Source organism: Dyella acidiphila, from assembly GCF_014863405.1.
GTDB lineage: Bacteria > Pseudomonadota > Gammaproteobacteria > Xanthomonadales > Rhodanobacteraceae > Dyella_B > Dyella_B acidiphila.
In genome coordinates, this window is the sequence record NZ_JACZZA010000005.1 from 1 (window position 1) to 18,473 (window position 18,473).

Annotated in this window: 6 protein-coding genes; all 6 read left to right on the forward strand. The window is 67.0% G+C overall.

Features of this window, described 5'->3' with window-relative positions; genetic code table 11:
• A partial coding sequence (locus IGX34_RS09640) for a non-ribosomal peptide synthetase (protein ID WP_192555513.1) occupies window positions 1-4,860 on the forward strand: 4,860 nt, incomplete at its 5' end.
• Window positions 4,857-13,421, forward strand: coding sequence for a non-ribosomal peptide synthetase (locus IGX34_RS09645; protein WP_192555514.1), 8,565 nt, complete (start codon window positions 4,857-4,859; stop codon window positions 13,419-13,421). The genes IGX34_RS09640 and IGX34_RS09645, both read left to right, overlap by 4 nt.
• Window positions 13,422-13,461: 40 nt before the next feature.
• A complete protein-coding gene (locus IGX34_RS09650; RefSeq protein ID WP_192555515.1) occupies window positions 13,462-14,466 on the forward strand; it encodes a TauD/TfdA family dioxygenase in 1,005 nt (334 codons plus the stop codon).
• Entirely contained in the window at window positions 14,459-15,754 is a 1,296-nt protein-coding gene (locus IGX34_RS09655; RefSeq protein WP_192555516.1) for an amidase, read from the forward strand. Before IGX34_RS09650 ends, IGX34_RS09655 begins: the two co-directional genes overlap by 8 nt.
• A gap of 57 nt (window positions 15,755-15,811) precedes the next feature.
• Window positions 15,812-17,299 carry an efflux transporter outer membrane subunit gene (locus tag IGX34_RS09660; RefSeq protein WP_192555517.1) on the forward strand — a complete coding sequence of 496 codons (1,488 nt, stop codon included), beginning with the start codon at window positions 15,812-15,814 and terminating at the stop codon, window positions 17,297-17,299.
• A 37-nt stretch (window positions 17,300-17,336) separates the two neighbouring features.
• Window positions 17,337-18,467 (forward strand): efflux RND transporter periplasmic adaptor subunit, encoded by a 1,131-nt coding sequence (locus tag IGX34_RS09665; RefSeq protein WP_192555518.1) that lies wholly within the window; start codon window positions 17,337-17,339, stop codon window positions 18,465-18,467.
• Window positions 18,468-18,473: the final 6 nt, after the last annotated feature.

Genomic DNA, 18,473 nt, shown 5'->3' on the forward strand with positions numbered 1-18,473 from the left:
GTGTTTGGCGAGGAAACACTGACCTACGCGCAGCTGGATGCACGCGCCGATGCACTGGCCGATCGCTTGTACACCGCCGGCGTCGGCCTGGAAGACGGCGTGGCGATCCTGATGGAACGCTCGCTGGACCTGGTCGTAGCCGTGCTCGCCACGCTCAAGGCCGGCGGTTTCTATGTGCCGCTGCATGCGCAGTATCCGGATCGGCGCATCGAACAAGTGCTGGCCGATACGCGCTCACGCGTCTTGCTCGCCGACTACAGTATCGAGGCCCGCGGCTTGCTGCATCCTTTGCCGGTGATCCGCATGGACCGGCTGGACAAGCTGGCGCCGGTATCGCCGCAGCCGCGCCTGCCGATATCGCCGCAGCAACTCGCCTATGTGATGTACACCTCCGGCTCCACCGGCCTGCCCAAGGGCGTGGCGGTCAGCCAGCATGCGGTGATCGCATTGGCGCAGGATCGCCGCTACGAACACGGCCACGAATGCGTGCTGCTGCATTCGCCGCAGGCCTTCGATGCGTCGACCTATGAAATGTGGGTGCCGCTGCTGCGCGGCGGCCGCGTGGTGATCGCACCGGCCGGCGAGCTGGATCTGGATCGTCTGGCGCACACCATTGCCGAACAGGGCGTCAGCGCGCTGTTCCTCACCACAGCGCTGTTCAACCTGCTGGCCCAGGATCACCCGCACTGCTTGCGCCAGGTACGCGTGGTGATGGCCGGCGGCGAGGCCGGCGATCCGGCGATGTTCCAGCGCGCGCTGGAACACAATCCCACTACCGCGGTGGTGAATATCTACGGCCCCACCGAATGCACTACCTTCGCCACGGCCTATCCGATGCAGGCACCGCATCGCGTCGGTGCCAGCGTGCCGATCGGCATGCCGATGGACAACAACCGCATCTACGTACTCGACGCGCTGCTGCAGCCGGTACCGCCCGGCGTGCCTGGCGAGCTGTATATCAGCGGCGACGGCCTCGCCTACGGCTATCTCAACCAGCCCGCGCGCAGCGCCGAACGCTTTGTCGCCAATCCGCACGGCGCCCCAGGCGAGCGCATGTATCGCACCGGCGACCTGGTGCGCTGGCTGGCCGACGGCAACATCGACTTCGTCGGCCGCGCCGACAACCAGGTCAAGATCCGCGGCTTTCGCATCGAGCCGGACGAAACCGCGGCGAGCCTGCGCAAACATCCGCAGGTGGCGCAGGCGATCGTGATCGTGCGCGAAGACCGGCCTGGCGAACGCCAGCTGGTGGCCTATGTCGTACCCAGGCAGATGCCGGCCAGTCCGGAATTGCCGGTGGTGCTGCGCCAGTTTGCCGGCGAGCAATTGCCGGGCTATCTGGTACCGGCTGCGATCGTGCTGCTGGAGAGCCTGCCGCTGAACCAGAACGGCAAGGTCGACCGCAAGGCGCTGCCGATGCCCGAACTCGCCGCGCGCAGCTATCGCGCGCCACGCAACGCGCAGGAAGAAATCCTCGCCGGCCTGTTCTGCACGGTATTGCGCCTGCCACGCATCGGCATCGACGACAACTTCTTCGACCTGGGCGGCCATTCGCTGCTGGCCACGCGGCTGGTCAGCCGGATCCGCGCCAGTTTCCAGGTAGAATTGCCGATCCGCGCCGTGTTCCAGCATCCCACCGTCGCCACCCTGGCTACGCAGCTGGCCACCGGCGGCACACTGCGGCCGGCACTGCATGCGCAAACGCGGCCGGCGCTGTTGCCGCTGTCGTATGCGCAGCGGCGCCTGTGGTTCCTGCACCAGCTGGAAGGTCCCAGCACCACCTACAACATGCCGTTCACGCAGCGCCTGCGCGGCAAGCTGGACAGCGTAGCGCTGGAACAGGCGATCGGCGACGTGGTGGCGCGGCACGAATCCCTGCGCACCGTGTTCGACGAGACCGACGGTATCGCCTGCCAGATCGTGCGTGAAGATGCGCAGCTGCTGCTGCATCGGCAGGATATCGATGCGGCCGGCAGCGAAGAGGCCTTGCAGGCCGCGGCCGCACATCGTTTCGACCTGACGCAGGAACTGCCGATCCGCGCCACGCTGCTGCGGCTGGGCGACGATGAGCATCTGCTGCTGGTCAACCTGCACCATATCGCCAGCGACGGCTGGTCGACCTTGTCGTTGTGGCGCGATATCGAACGCGCCTACCGTGCCCGGCTGCAAGGCCGCGCACCGGACTGGGCGCCGCTGCCGGTGCAATACGCCGACTACACGCTATGGCAACGCCAGCTGCTGGGCGAAGAAAACGATCCCGGCAGCGTGCTCAGCCAGCAGCTCGCCTACTGGCGCGCCCAGCTGGATGGCCTGCCCGACGTGATCGCCCTGCCCACCGACCGGCCGCGTCCGCCGGTGGCCAGCTATCGCGGCGATCAGGTACTGCTGCAAATTCCGGCCGAACTGCATGCCGGCCTGCGTGAGCTGTCGCGCCGGCATGGCGCGAGCCTGTTCATGGTGTTGCAGGCAGCACTCGCCGTGCTGCTCGGCCGCCTCAGCGCCGGCGACGATGTCGCCATCGGCAGCCCCGTGGCCGGCCGCACCGACAGCGCGCTGGACGAGCTGATCGGCTTCTTTATCAACACGCTCGTCCTGCGTACGGATCTGTCCGGCGCACCGGACTTCGACAGCCTGCTCGAACGCGTGCGCGAAACCGCCCTGGCGGCGTACGCACATCAGGACGTGCCGTTCGAACGCCTGGTCGAAGCGATCAACCCCGTGCGTTCGCAGGCACACCAGCCGCTCTACCAGGTGATGCTGGTGCTGCAGAACAATGCCGAATGGACCTTGTCGCTGCCGGATCTGCGCGCCGAAAGCAGCCTGCCGGAGCTGGGCATTGCCAAGTTCGACATGACCTTCGGCCTCACCGAGCAATGGCACAACAACCAGCCGGCCGGCCTGATCGGCCAGATCGAATACGCCACGGATCTGTTCGATGCGAACACCATGGACAAGGTGGCCGCGCGCTTCGTCCGCGTGCTGGAAGCGGTGGTGGCTGACCCGTCGCGGCCGGTGCAGCAGATCGAACTGCTCGACGCATCCGAACGCCAACACCTGCTGCAACACTGGAACGACACCGCCCAGCCGCTGCCGGACCAAAACATCGCAGCGCTATTCGCCCAGCAGGCGGCACGCACGCCCGATGCCGTGGCGCTGGTGTTCGGCGAGGAAACGCTGACCTATGCGCAGCTGGATGCACGTGCCGAGGCCTGGGCCGATCGCCTGATCGAAGCCGGCGTGGGCCTGGAAGACGGCGTGGCGATTCTGCTGGAACGTTCGCTGGATCTGGTCGTAGCCGTGTTGGCCACGCTCAAGGCCGGCGGTTTCTACGTGCCGTTGCATGCGCAGTATCCGGACCGCCGCATCGAACAGGTATTGGCCGATACGCGCGCTCGCGTACTGCTTGCCGATCACCGCATCGCATCGCGCCCGCTGACATATCAGGCCACCCTGCTGCGCATGGACCAACCGGCGAATGCACCCGCCAGGCAGGCGCGCCCGACCATCGATGCGCGCCACCTCGCCTACGTGATGTACACCTCCGGCTCTACCGGCGTGCCCAAGGGCGTGGCGGTGTGCCAGCAGGATGTCGTAGCACTGGCGCTGGACCGGCGCTTTGCGCACGGCCATGAATGCCTGCTGCTGCATTCGCCGCAGGCCTTCGATGCATCGACCTACGAAATGTGGGTACCGCTGCTGCGCGGCGGCCGCTTGGTGATCGCGCCGCCGGGCCAGCTCGATGCTGCCGATCTGCAGGCGCTGATCGCACGTCACGGCATCAGCAGCCTGTGGCTTACCGCCGGTCTGTTCCACGAACTGGTCAATGCCGCACCGGGCATGTTCGAAACCTTGCAGCAGGTCTGGACCGGCGGCGATGTGATTGCGCCACATGCCGTGCGCGAACTGCAGTCGCTGCATCCCGCGCTGCGCATCGTCAACGCCTATGGGCCGACCGAGACCACCACCTTTGCGCTGAGCCATGCCGTGCAGCCGCTGGCCGACACGGCAGCCAGCGTGCCGATCGGCGAGGTGGCGCTGGACAATATGCAGGTGCATCTGCTCGATCCGGCATTGCAGCCGGTGCCGCTGAACGTGGTGGGCGAGCTGTATATCGCCGGTGCCGGACTGGCACGCGGCTATATCCATCGACCCGCGCTCAGCGCCGAGCGCTTCGTCGCCAATCCGTTCGCCGCCGGGCAGCGCATGTATCGCACGGGCGATCTGGCACGCCGCATGGCCAATGGCACGATCGAGTTCGTCGGCCGGGTGGATGGGCAGGTCAAGCTGCGCGGTTTCCGCATCGAAACCGGCGAAGTGGAAGCCGCATTGATCCGCGCCGGCTATGCACGCAATGCCGTGGTGGTGCGCGCCGATCCCTCCGGCCACAAGCAGCTGGTGGCCTATCTGGTGGCCGATGCCGTGGACGCGGCAGCCCTGCGCACGGCGCTGTCGGCGGAATTGCCCGACTACATGCTGCCCTCGGCTTTCGTGGCGATGCCGGCGTTGCCGCTGACCGTCAACGGCAAGCTCGACCGCGCGGCGCTACCGCAGCCGAGCCGCGTCGCCGACAGCAGCGAGCAGCCGCGCAACGAGCAGGAACGCATTCTGGCGGGATTGTTCTGCGAAGTGCTGGAGCTGCCGCAGGTCGGGCGTGACGAGAATTTCTTCGAACTGGGCGGGCATTCGCTGCTGGCCACGCGGCTGGCCAGCCGGATCCGCACCGTGATGGAACGCGACGTGTCGATCCGCGCGCTGTTCGATGCGCCGACCGTGGCCGGGCTGGCGATCGTGCTGGAGCAGGCGCCCAAGGCGCGCCCGTCGCTGCGCTCGCTCGCGCAGCGCAACAGGAGTCCCGCATGATTCCATTGTCGTTTGCACAGCAGCGGCTATGGCTGGTGCAGCAGCTGCAGGGGCCCAGCGCCACCTACAACATGCCGTTCGCCTTCCGTCTGCACGGCAGGCTGCAGCCGCAGGCGCTGCAGCAGGCACTGCACGACGTGATCGCGCGTCATGAAAGCCTACGCACGCTGTTCGCCGAAAGCGGTGCCGAGGTGCAGCAGCATATCCTCGCTGCCGAGCAGGTGCAGCTGGCGTTGCCCGTCACGCCAGCTGACGAGGTAACGCTGCCGGACCTGCTGGAACAGGCCGTGCACAGTCCGTTCGACCTGACGCGCGAGATTCCCCTGCGCGCCCATCTGTTCCAGCTGGACGAAACGCAGCACGTGCTGCTGCTCCTGCTGCATCACATCGCCGGGGACGGCTGGTCGCTGCCGCCTTTGTTCGGCGACCTGGCCCAGGCCTATGCCGCCCGCTGCGCCGGGCAGGCACCGTCGCTGCCGCCGCTGCCCGTGCAATACGCGGACTATGCCCAATGGCAGCGCGAACAGCTGGGCGACGCAGCCGATCCATCCAGCTTGCTCGCGCAGCAGCTTGGCTATTGGCAACAGGCGCTGCACGGCCTGCCCGAACAGCTGAACCTGCCGACCGACCGTCCGCGCCCGGCCCAGGCCAGCTACCGCGGCGACGATGTGCAAATCGAACTGGATGCACAGGTGCACCAGCGCCTGCTGGCCGTGGCGCAAGCCAGCCAGGCCAGCCTGTTCATGCTGCTGCACGCGGCGCTGGCGCTGCTGCTGACGCGGCTGGGCGCCGGCCACGACATCGTGCTCGGCACGCCGGTCTCGGGACGCAACGACGAAGCGCTGGACGAACTGGTCGGCTTCTTCGTCAACATGCTGGTGCTGCGCGTGGATACCTCTGGCAATCCGCGCTTCGACGCATTGCTGGCGCGCGCCCGCGCCGCCGACCTGGATGCATATGCGCACCAGGAGCTGCCGTTCGAACAACTGGTCGACGCGATCAATCCGCTGCGCTCGCAGGCACAGCACCCGCTATTCCAGGTCGCCCTGTCCAGTGCCAGCGAGGACGACGGCGAACTGCAGCTGGCCGGCCTTGCGGTCAGCCAGCAAGCACTGGCCTTCAAAGTGGCCAAGTTCGACCTCAGTTTCCATTTCACCGAATGCCATGGCGCCCATCGCGCACCGGCCGGCCTGCGCTGTGCGATCGAATATGCCAGCGATCTGTTCCAGCGCGACACCGTCGCGATGTTTGCGCAGCTGATGGCGCGCCTGCTCGAACACGTGGCACGCGATCCCGCCCAGCACATCGATGCGATCGACCTGCTCGGCGACAACGGCCGCCATGCCCTGCTGCAGGATTGGAACGCCACCGCGCAGGCGATGCCGCCGGCCGATCTTGCGCAGCTGTTCGCGCAGCAGGTGCAGCGCACGCCGGATGCGGTCGCCTTGCGCGCGGGCGAATCCACGCTCAGCTACACCGAGCTGGAGGCGCAGGCCAATCGCCTCGCCCAGCACCTGCTGCAGCACGGCGTCCGCCGCGAAGAACTGGTCGGGCTGTGCCTCGAACGCTCACCCAGCAGCGTGATCGCGGTGCTGGCAATCGTGAAGGCAGGCGCCGCGTATCTGCCGCTGGATCCGGACTACCCCGCCGACCGGCTGGCCTTCATGCTGGCGCAGGCGCAGTGCACGCTGGTGATCACGCATAGCGAATGGCTGGAACGGATTCCCTCCCGCGTGCATCGGCTGGTGCTGCTGGATGTGGATCGCGAGCAGATCGCACAACAGCCGGCCCAGGCGCCGGCCTGCCGCAACCATCCGGAGCAGCTGGCGTACGTGATGTACACCTCCGGCTCCACCGGCCAGCCCAAGGGCATCGCGGTAACCCATCGCAATGTCACCGACCTGGCCTTCGACCGGCGCTGGCGGGGCGATGCGCAGCAGCGCGTGCTGATGCATGCGCCGCAGGCGTTCGACGCCGCCACTTATGAAACCTGGGTGCCGCTGCTGAGCGGCCGGCAGATCGTGATCGCGCCGCCGGGCAAAACCGATATCCACGCGCTGGCCACGCTGATCGAACGGCAGCAGGTCAGCGCGATGTTCATCACCGCGGCGCTGTTCCGCATGCTGGTGGAAGAACGCGTGCACTGCCTGGCCGGCATGCGCAGTGTGTGGAGCGGCGGCGAAGCGGCTACGCCGCAGTCGTTCCAGCAGGCCTTGGACCGCTGCCCGCAGACCGAGCTGGTGAATGTCTACGGCCCGACCGAAACCACCACCTTCGCTACCTGCTATCCGATGCAGGCGCCCTGCCGCATCGAAGGCAGCGTGCTGATCGGCACGCCGATGGACAACACCCGCGTCTATGTACTGGATGCCCTGCTGCGTCCGGTGCCGCCCGGCGTGCCGGGCGAGCTGTATATCGCCGGCTCCGGCCTGGCGCGCGGCTATTTGTGCCGGCCGGCACTGAGCGCCGAGCGCTTCGTGGCCAATCCCTATGGCGCGCCGGGCGAACGCATGTATCGCAGCGGCGACCTGGTGCGCTGGCTGCCCGATGGGCAGATCGACTATGTCGGGCGCACCGATCATCAGGTAAAAATCCGCGGCTTCCGCATCGAGCTGGGCGAGGTGGAAGCCGCGCTGGCCGTGCTGCCGGACGTGGCGCAAAGCATCGTCGTGGCGCGCGAAGACCAGCCCGGCCGCAAGCAGCTGGTCGGCTATGTCGTGGCCGCCGCCGGAGCCGGCATGGATCCCGGCGCGCTGCGCCGCCAGCTGGCCGCACGCCTGCCCGACTACATGGTGCCCGGTGCGATCGTGGTACTGGCGGCGCTGCCGCTCAATGCGCACGGCAAGGTCGATCGCAAGGCCCTGCCCGCGCCCGCTTTCGACAGTGTCGACCGGCGTGCGCCGCGCACGCCGCTGGAAGAAATCCTCGCCGGACTGTTCGCCGAAGTGCTAGGGCTGGAACGAGTCGGCATCGACGATGCGTTCTTCGATCTCGGCGGGCAGTCGCTGCTGGCGACGCGCCTGGTCAACCGCATTCGCAGCGCGCTGAATATCGAGCTGCCGCTGCGCGCACTGTTCGAGCATCCGACCGTCGCCGCGCTGGCGCCGCAGCTGCAGCGCGGCGGCACCGCACGCCAGGCGGTGCGGGCGCAGGCGCGTCCGGCCATGCTGCCGCTGTCGTTTGCGCAGCAGCGGCTGTGGTTCATGTATCAGCTCGAAGGCTCGAGCATCACCTACAACATTCCCTTCGCCCTGCGCCTGGACGGTGCCCTGGACGCGGAGGCCATGCGCGCTGCCGTCACCGACCTGGTCGCACGGCACGAAAGCCTGCGCACGCTCTACGCCGAAGTCGACGGCGTGGGTGTGCAGCGCGTGCTGGCAGTGGAAGCCTTGCAGGTTCCTTTTGAACTACACGACGTAGCAGCCGCCGCACTCCCGGCAGCGATGGCCGAAGCGGCGCGTCATCCCTTCGATCTGGCGCGGGATATTCCCATCCGGGCATGGCTGTTCCGCCTGGCGCCGAAGCAGCATGTGCTGCTGCTCAACGTGCACCACATCGCCTGCGACGGCGACTCGATGCAGCCGCTGGCACGCGACCTCGCCGCTGCCTATGCGGCGCGCTGCGCCGGCCATGCGCCCGAGCTGCCGCCGTTGCCGGTGCAATACGCCGACTATGCGCTGTGGCAACGCCAGTGGCTGGGCAGCGAACGCGATCCCGGCTGCGTGATGCACGCGCAGTTGGCGTACTGGCAGCAGACGCTGGCCGGCATGCCCGAGCAACTGGCGTTGCCGACCAACCGGCCGCGCCCAGTGCAGGCCAGCTATCGCGGCGATGCGCTGCAATTCGCACTGGATGCCGCGCTGCATCGGCAACTGCGGGAACTGGCGCGGCGTCATCAGGTCAGCCTGTTCATGCTGCTGCACGCGGCGGTGGCAGTGCTGCTGGGCAAGCTCAGCGGCGGCACCGACATCGCAGTAGGCACGCCGGTGGCCGGACGCAACGACGAAGCGCTGAACGAGTTGGTCGGCTGCTTTATCAACACGCTGGTGCTGCGTACCGATCTATCCGGCAATCCCAGCATCGAGCAATTGCTGGCGCGCGTGCGCCAGGTGGATCTGGGCGCCTATTCGCACCAGGACATTCCGTTCGAACAACTGGTCGATGCGCTCAACCCGAACCGCTCCACCGCCTATCACCCGCTGTATCAGGTGTTTGTGGTGCTGCACGGCCAGGTTGGCGGCGAGCTGCAGTTGCCCGGCATCGTGGCGAGCCCCGAGGCGATCGCTATCGATATCGCGAAATTCGATCTGATCTTCAACTTTACCGAGTGCCTGTCGGAACACGCGGCGCCGGACGGATTGGTCGGCGATATCGAATTCGCCACGGACTTGTATGACCGATCCACCGTGGCGAACTTCGCGGATTACCTGACGCGCCTGCTGCAAGCCTTCGCCGCGCACCCGCAACAACAGATCGATCAGCTCGATCTGCTCGATGCGCAAGCGCAGCAGCAATTGCTGGTGGACTGGAATGCCACCGCCCGGCCGGTCACGCTGGCGACCCTGCCCAAACTGTTCGAACGGCAGGCAGCCGCCACACCGGATGCACCCGCGCTGCGCACCGAACACGCCGTACTGAGCTTTGCCGAACTCAATGCCCAGGCCAACCGCTTGGCGCATGCGCTGATCGGTGCAGGGATCGGGCCGGGCGAGATCGTTGCCATCGCCTTGCCGCGTTGCGCCGACCTGTTGATCGCCATGCTCGGCACGCTCAAGGCCGGTGCAGCGTATTTGCCGCTGGACCTGGACTATCCGCCCGAGCGCCTGGCCTTCATGCTGGCCGATGCCGCACCGGCGCGCATCCTTACGCAGCATGCGTATGCCGCGATGGCGGGCACGCACCAGACCATGCTGCTGGACCAGCCGGCGCTACAGCAGTCATTGCAGCAACAAGCCGCACATAATCCTGCGGATGCCGAACGCCGCCGCCCGCTGTCGCTGCGCGATCCGGCCTATGTGATCTATACCTCCGGTTCGACCGGGCGGCCCAAGGGCGTGGTGGTCGAGCACTGCAGCGTGGCCAATTATTTTGCGTGGAGTGCGCACGCGTACTACGCCGGTGCCGGCGCAGGTTCGCCGATGACGCTGTCGCCCACCTTCGACGGTTGCGTCACCTTGCTGTTCGGCCCCTTGCTGGCCGGCCAAGCCTTGACCCTGCTACCGCCCGGAAGCGAACTCAGCGCACTGGGCAGCATGGCCGATGGGCCGGCCTACGCGATGGTCAAGCTCACGCCCACCCATCTGAAGATACTCAACCAGACCCTGGCGGCCGGCGACATACCCACGCCGACGCATGGCCTGATGCTGGGCGGCGAAGCGCTGCTGCCGGCGGATCTGGCGTTCTGGCAGCAGCGCTATCCGGACGTGCGCATCATCAACGAATTCGGTCCTACCGAAGCGACCATCGGCTGCATCACGCATACGGTCGACCGGCCCTTGCAGGGCGCGACCAGCGTGCCGATCGGCCGGCCGTTGTGGAATACCCGCGCCTACGTGCTGGATCGCGGCCTGCGGCCGGTGCCCATCGGCGTCACTGGCGAGCTGTATATCGCCGGCGACTGCCTGGCGCGCGGTTATCTGCATCGTCCTGATCTCAGCGCTGCGCGCTTTGTCGCCGATCCGTTCGGCGCGCCGGGCAGCCGCATGTACCGCAGCGGCGACCTGGTGCGCTGGCTGCCCGACGGCACGCTGGACTACCTCGGCCGCAGCGACCAGCAAGTAAAGATCCGCGGCTACCGCATCGAGCTGGGCGAAATCGAAGCGGCCTTGGCGCAGTTGCCGGGTGTGGCACAGGTGGCAGTGGTGGCGCGCGAAGAACAGCCCGGGCAAAAACAACTGGTGGGCTATGTCGTGGCCAGCGACGATACGGCCGATCCGCTGGCCTGGCGACATGCACTGGCCGAACGCCTGCCGGACTTCATGGTGCCGGCGGCGATCGTGCGGCTGGAACGCCTGCCGCTGACGCCCAACGGCAAGCTCGACCAGGCCGCACTGCCCTCGCCCACGCACCAGGCCGCCAATCTGCGCGCACCGCGCAACGAGCGCGAACAGCTCGTGGCGACATGGTTCCAGCATGTGCTCGGACTGGACGCGGTCGGCATCGACGACAGCTTCTTCGACCTGGGCGGCGACAGCATCCGTTCGATCGAACTGATCAGCCATTTGCGCAAGGCCGGCCTGCGCGTTACGCCGCGGGATATTTTCCGCGCCCCCAGCGTGGCGGCGCTGGCGGAACTGGCGGTGCCGATCACGCCTGCCGCAGCGCCGGCCGCCTCGGCGTCGCGCAGCGACAGCATGCAGCTCACCCCGATCATGCAGTGGTTCTTTGCGCTGGGCGATACCGATCGCTACCACCAGTCGATGATCGTGCGTACACCCGCGCGCGCCACGCGACAGTCACTGCTCGCGGCCTTGCAGGCGGTACTCGACCAGCACGATGCGCTGCGCATGCGTTGTTCGATGCCGGCTGGCGAACGGCGGCTGGAGCTGCTGCCGCCCGGCGCCATTGACGTAACTGCATGCTGGTCGGAACAGCCACTGGCGGCGTTCGGCCAGGAACATGTGCAAGCGCAGCTGACCGTACTGGCCGAGGCGGCCGAACGCCGGCTGGACCTCAAGCAGGGCAAACTGCTGCAGGCGGCGTGGCTCGATGGCGGCGAACAAAGCGGCTACCTGCTGCTGATCGTGCATCACCTGGCCATCGATGCCGTGTCGTGGCGCAGCCTGATTCCCGACCTGGCCGCCGCTTATCGCATGGTGGTGCAGCAACAGCGCGTGCAGCTGCCGGCCGTGGAAACCTCGTTGGCACAATGGTCGCAGCGGCTGGCCGCGCATGCCGGCAGCGCGGCGCTGCAGGCGGAATTGCCGCTGTGGGAAGCGCAACTGCGTACGCTCGATCCCTTGCTGGGCCGGCGCGCACTCGACCCGCAGCGCGATCGCCTCGGCACGCAATGCACGCTCAGCCTGAGCTTGCCGGCATCCGCCACCGCGCCGCTGCTGCATGAGCTGCCTACGCGCCTGGGTATCACCCTGCACGAATTGCTGCTGGGCAGTTTCGCCCTGGCGCTGGCGGCCTGGCGTGCCGGCCGCGGCAAGAGCACGCGCAGCGCCGTGCGCATCGATGTGGAAGGCCATGGACGCGAAGCGCTGTTCAACGATGTCGATCTGTCGCGCACGGTCGGCTGGTTTACCAGCCTGTATCCGGTGCGGATCGATCCGCGCGTGCTCGGCGCAGCCGATGCCTACCGCAAGGACGTACCGCTGGCCACGGTAGCCGGCGACATTGCCGCGCAATTGCGCCAGCTGCCCAACAACGGCATCGGCTTCGGCATCCTGCGTTATCTCAGCAGCGAAGGTCAGGCACGGCTGGGCGGTTTCGCGCCGTCGCAGGTGGCGTTCAACTATCTTGGCCGCTATCGCCAGCAGCATGGCGACTGGCAGGCCGCCGAGATCGATGTCGCCCTGCACGGCGATGCGCAGCGCCCGCTGTCGCATGCCATCACGCTCAATACCGCGATCGTGGAAGCGCCCGCAGGCGCGCAGCTGCAGGCCAACTGGTCGTGGGCCGGCGAGTTGTTCGACGAGCACGAACTGCACACGCTCGCGCAGAGGTGGTTCGGCGAGCTTGATGCGCTGGCCAAGGCTGCGCCGCGCGACGATTTCATCACCTCGCTGGCCTCGATCGAATCGGCGGTAGATGCGCTGTGCGAGCAGGCCGATGCACTGGCCAGCCTGGGCGACGAGTTGGCCAACGACTTGTTTCCGCCGGTGCTGCCGATCCGCGCCAGCGGCAACCGGCCGCCGCTGTTCTGCGTGCCGCCGCTGGCCGGCATCGGCATGTCCTACAGCCGGCTGCGCGATGCGCTGCCGGCGGACTATCCGATCTACGCCTTCAATGCGCCCAGCCTTTCCCGCGCCGGACATCCGCCGCAGACGCTGGATGCGCTGGTGGAGGAATACCTGCGCGAAATGAGCGAGATCGATCCGCACGGCCCGTACAACATCCTGGGCTGGTCGTTCGGCGGCTATGTGGCACATCGCATGACCCAGCTGCTGGAGGCGCGCGGCAAGACCGTGGCGCATTTGATCCTGCTCGACGCCACGCCGACCGATGCCACGCATATCTATGGCAGCGGGCCGCAGTCGGAAGCGGAAATCGCCGCGTATATCGACTACGTCGCCGCCACCACCTTTCCGCAGACGATGGCCGAGAGCACGCCCAAGTCGCGCCTGTACACCACCTGCCAGCTCAACACGCAATACCTCAACGCGTTCCGCCGCGCGCCGGTGCGTTCGCAGCTGACCGTGGTGGAAGCCGAGCGCGCCAACGTACCGGCCGATTCGCCGCTGCACATGGCGAACTGGTGGGGCGTGACCGATGCGGCGCGGCACAGCTATCTGAAGATTCCCTATGGCCATCACGACCTGCTCAGCCGCGATGCCATCGCGCGGCTGGGACCGGTCATCACGCGGAGGCTGTCGATGGCCGGCGACCAACGCTGAGCAACGCATCGCCGCCCCCACCACTCGCCAGGACGCCACCATGCCCGCATTCCATGAAGGTCTTCTTACCGCCGGACGGCGCATGCCGTACCTGTTCCAGTCCGACGGCCATGCCGGTGCGCTGGATCGTTTCGTGGCGGAACAGCGCACGCATATTTTGCAGTTGCTGGGCGAGCACGGCGCGATCCTGTTCCGCGGCTTCGGCACCACGCATGCGCAGGCGTTTGCCGACTTCGTGCAGGCGCTGGGCATCGAGACGCTCGACTACGTCTACCGCTCCACCCCGCGCACCAGCCAGGGCAAGGGCCTGTATACCGCGACCGAATATCCGGCCGATCGCGAAATTCCGATGCACAACGAAAATTCCTATCAGCGCATCTGGCCGCGCAAATTGGCGTTCTGCTGCGTGAAGGCCGCCGAGAGCGGCGGCGCCACGCCGCTGGCCGACATGCTGGAAGTGCAACGCTTGCTCGATCCGGCGGTGCTGGACAAATTCCGTCGCCTGGGCGTGCGCTACGACCGCGTCTTCCACGGCCATATCGATCTGTCCTGGCAGGAAGTGTTCCAGACCGAGGATCGCGCCCAGGTCGAAGCCTTCTGCGCACTCAACGACATCCGCTGGCAGTGGCTGGACGACGATGTATTGAAAACCTCGCAGACCTGCCCGGGGGTGGTGCGCCATCCGCAGCGCGGCGAAGATTTCCTGTTCAACCAGGCGCATCTGTTCCATCCCTCTGCCATCGGCGAGGAAACCCTGGCTTTCATGCTGGATGCGTTCGGGCCGGAGTTGCTGCCGCGCAATGCCTGCTATGGCAATGGCGAGGAGATCGAAGCCGCTACGCTCGCCGCGGTGCGCCATGCCTTCAGCGCGGCCGCGGTCGACCTGCAATGGCAGGAAGGCGATGTGGCGCTGATCGACAATATCCAGGTTGCGCACGGTCGCCGCAGCTACCGCGGCCAGCGCAAGCTGCTGGCATCGCTGCTGGAAGCCAATCAGACACCGGCGATAGCGGAACTGGAAACAGCGGGAGCAGCGCATGGATGAGTGGCAGCAGCGGCCAGTACGCGAACTGGCCGAAGCGATCGCGGCCGGTACGCTGACCCCCGCACCGGTGCTGCAGGCCTGCCTGCGCAAGATCGACGCACGCGAGCGCACCCTGGCCGCCTGGGCTCATGTCAATCGTGCGGCAGCGCCGGCGATTCGCGGCGATGCGCTGGCTGCGGCACCGTTATGCGGCATTCCCATCGGCGTGAAAGACATCATCGATACCGCGGATATGCCGACCTGTTATGGCTCGGCCATCTACGAGGGCTTTCGTCCTGCCGCCGACGCCGCGTGCGTGGCGCTGGCGCGCGCCGCTGGCGCGGTGGTTCTCGGCAAAACGGTTACCGCCGAATTCGGCCTGTCCAGTCCCGGCGCCACGCGCAATCCGCACAACGAAGCGCATACGCCGGGCGCGTCTTCCAGCGGCTCGGCCGCGGCGGTGGCCGCGGGCATGGTGCCGCTGGCGCTGGGTACGCAGACCGGCGGCTCGATCATCCGGCCGGCCAGCTACTGCGGCATCGTCGGCTACAAGCCCAGCTTCGGCCTGATCGACCGCACCGGCGTAAAGCCGCTGGCGCACAGCCTGGATACGATCGGCGTGCTGACCCGCACGGTGGACGACGCGCAATACTTCGCCGGCGTGCTGGCCCGGCGCGAGCTGGCCATGCCACTGCATGGCGCACTGCGCATCGGCCGCTACGGCGCGCAGCACTGGGGCAATCTGTCCGCCGCGGCGCAGTCAGCCCTGCAGCAAGCCGACGAAGCCCTGCTGCTGGCCGGCGCCGTCATCGGCGAGCGGCCGCTGCCCAGCTGGCACGACGAACTGCAGGCCGCCTTCTCCACCATCGTGTTGTGGGATGTTGCCGCCACCCTGGCTTTCGAGAAACTGCAGCATCTGCCGCGCCTGCGCGAGGAAACGCGCAAAGTGCTCGGCTACGACACGCCTGCGCCGGCCGAATACGACGAGGCGCTGATACAGGGCGAGACCTGGCGCGCCGCGCTCGATGCACTGTTCGGCGATTGCGATGTGCTGTTGGCGCCAGCGGTACCCGATGTCGCGCCGGAAGGCATCCTGCATTCGGGCGATCCTTCGTATTGCGTGCCGTGGTCGCTGCTGCATACGCCGAGCCTGGCAGTGCCCGTCACCACCGGCGCGCGCGGGCTGCCGATCGGCGTGCAGCTGATTGCGCGCATCGGCGACGACGCGCGCCTGCTGGCGGTGGGCCGGCTGCTGGAGTCGACCCTGCAGGCGATGCGCGCCAGCCAGGACCAGGCGGAGCCGGCATGATGCGCGCCGAGCGGCAGACGGAGAAGATGCGTGCAATGCAGTAAGGCATGCCGCCTTGTGCTGCGGCCCTGCGCGATATTGCTGCTGGCAGCCGGCGTGCTGGCAAATGCCGGCTGCATGCTGGGGCCAGACTACCAACGTCCGGCGCTTACTCCGCCCACGCGCTATACGCAGCAGCCACCAGTGACGGCAACTGCCACGGCCAACGTTGCCGGCGGCGGCACGCAGCTGCTGGACCAGCAGCGCGATATTCCAGGCGACTGGTGGACACTGTTTCATTCACCGGCCATCGATGCGCTGGTAAGCCAGGCACTGCACGACAATCCCGGCCTCGATGCGGCCAATGCCACGCTGCAGCAAGCCAGGGACCTGGCCTATGCACAGCAAGGCACGCTATGGCCATCGCTGAGCGCCACCTTGGGCAGTTCGCGCCAGGCCACGCCCCAAACCTACGAATACGGCAGCACCACGCCCGCGCTGGTCTACAACGAACAGAATGCGCAGTTGAATCTGTCGTATACGCTGGATTTCTGGGGCGGCCTGCGGCGTGCCGTGGAGCAAAGCCATGCGCAGGTCGACTACCAGCGTTTCCAATTGGAAGCGGCCTACCTGACGCTGACGGCGCAGGTGGTCGGCAACGCGATTCAGCTCGCTTCGCTGCGGCAGCAGATCGATGCGCAGCAGGCGCTGGTCGGTTTCGAGCAACAGCAATTGCAGACCGTGCACGGCCAGTTCGAGATCGGCGCCGCCACCGCCAGCGACCTGGCCCAGCAGCAGGCGCAGCTGGCGCAAGCGCAAGCGATCGTGGTGCCCCTGCAGACGCAGCTGGCGCAGACGCGCGATCAGCTTGCAGCCTATCTCGGCCGTGCGCCGGCCGACACCGCGATTGCGGATATCGATCTGGATGCGCTGAACCTGCCGGCAGATCTGCCGCTCACCCTGCCCTCCACGCTGGTGGAACAGCGGCCGGATATCCGCGCCGCCGAAGCCATGCTGCATGCGCAGACGGCAGCGCTGGGCGTGGCGATTGCGCAGCGCTTTCCCAACATCACGCTCAACGCCGCCTACGGTTCCGAGGCCGCCAGCGTGGGGCAATTGTTCACCCCCACCAATGTGCTGTGGTCGGCCGCGGCACAGGCGGTGCAACCGATCTTCGATGCCGGCCAGCTCAAGCACAAGCAACTGGCGCAGCAGGCACAGGTACGCGCGGCCGCGGCGCAATGGCGCAACCAGGTGGTACTGGCGTTCCAGAATGTGGCCGATACGCTGGTCGCATTGCAGAACGATGCGCGCAATCTGCAATACGTGCTGACCGCCAAACAGGCGGCCGAGCGCAGCCTGCAGCTGGCCAGCGAGCAGTACAAGCTGGGCGGCGTTTCCTATCTCAACGTGCTGAGTGCCGAGCAGACCTATCAAAGCACCCTGCTGGCGCTGATCCGCGCGCGCACCGCGCGATTCACCGACACCGTCGCGCTGTACCAGGCATTGGGCGGCGGCTGGTGGCATCGCCAGGACGATGTACCGCTGGCCATGGAACAACGATGAACCTGCTACCTGCTTCCGCTCCGGGATACCGCACCGCATGACGCCACGACGCCTGCGCCTGATGTTGTTCTGCGCCGCCGCCTGCATTGCGCTGGCGGTCTGGCATTTGCTGTCCGGTGGCGGCCATGCCAGCGCGAAGGCGGCGGCCAGCGACGATGACGATAGCGCGCTGACGGTATCGGCCATCACCGTGCAGGCCTCGCCCTGGCAAGGTCAGGTAAAAGCCTTCGGCCAGCTGCGCGCGGCGCAGGGTTCCGATCTGTCGGCCGAAGTGTCCGGCATCGTCGACAGTATCGATTTCAAATCCGGCCAGAATGTGCAGGCAGGCACCGTACTGCTGCGCCTGCGTCCGAACGACGACGATGCCAAGCTGGCCGCCCTGCGCGCCAATGCCGAATTGGCCGCGGCCAATCTCGCGCGCGACCGTCAGCAATACGCGCTGAAGGCGATCAGCCGCGCCACCCTCGACCAGGACGAAGCCAACGAAAAGAACGCGCACGCACAAGTTGCCGCGCAGCAGGCGCAGATGGCGGAGAAAGTGGTGCGCGCGCCCTTCAGCGGCCAGCTCGGCATCCGCATGGTGGATCTGGGCCAGTACCTGACGGCCGGCACGCCGATCGTCAGCCTGCAGGCGCTCGATCCGATCTACCTGGATTTCAACTTGCCGCAGCAGCAGCTCGGCCAGGTGCGCCCCGGGCAAAGCGTCGACGTCGCCGTGGACAGCTTTCCCGGCAAGCTGTTCAAGGCGCAGGTGATGGCCGTCGACAGCCGGGTCGACGCCGCCAGCCGCATGGTGGCGGTGCGGGCGGACCTGGACAATCCCGGCCACGTTCTATTGCCTGGCATGTTCGCCACGGCACGCCTGAGCGTGGGCCAGCCCGAGCAGGTATTGGCGATTCCGCTGGCCGCGATCAGCTTCAGCCCACATGGCGACTATGTCTATGTGTTGACACCCAAGAGCGGCAGCGATCATTTGCAGACGGCCAGCATGCGCGCGCTGCACGTGGGCGAACAGCATGGCGACCGCGCCATCGTGCTGGATGGGCTGACGGCCGGCGAAGTGGTGGTGACTGCCGGTCAGATCAAACTGCGCAACGGCGCCACCGTGCAGATCAACAACAGCGCGCAGCCGTCGGATCGCTGGCATCCGGACGCGGCGGAAGAATAAGCAGGT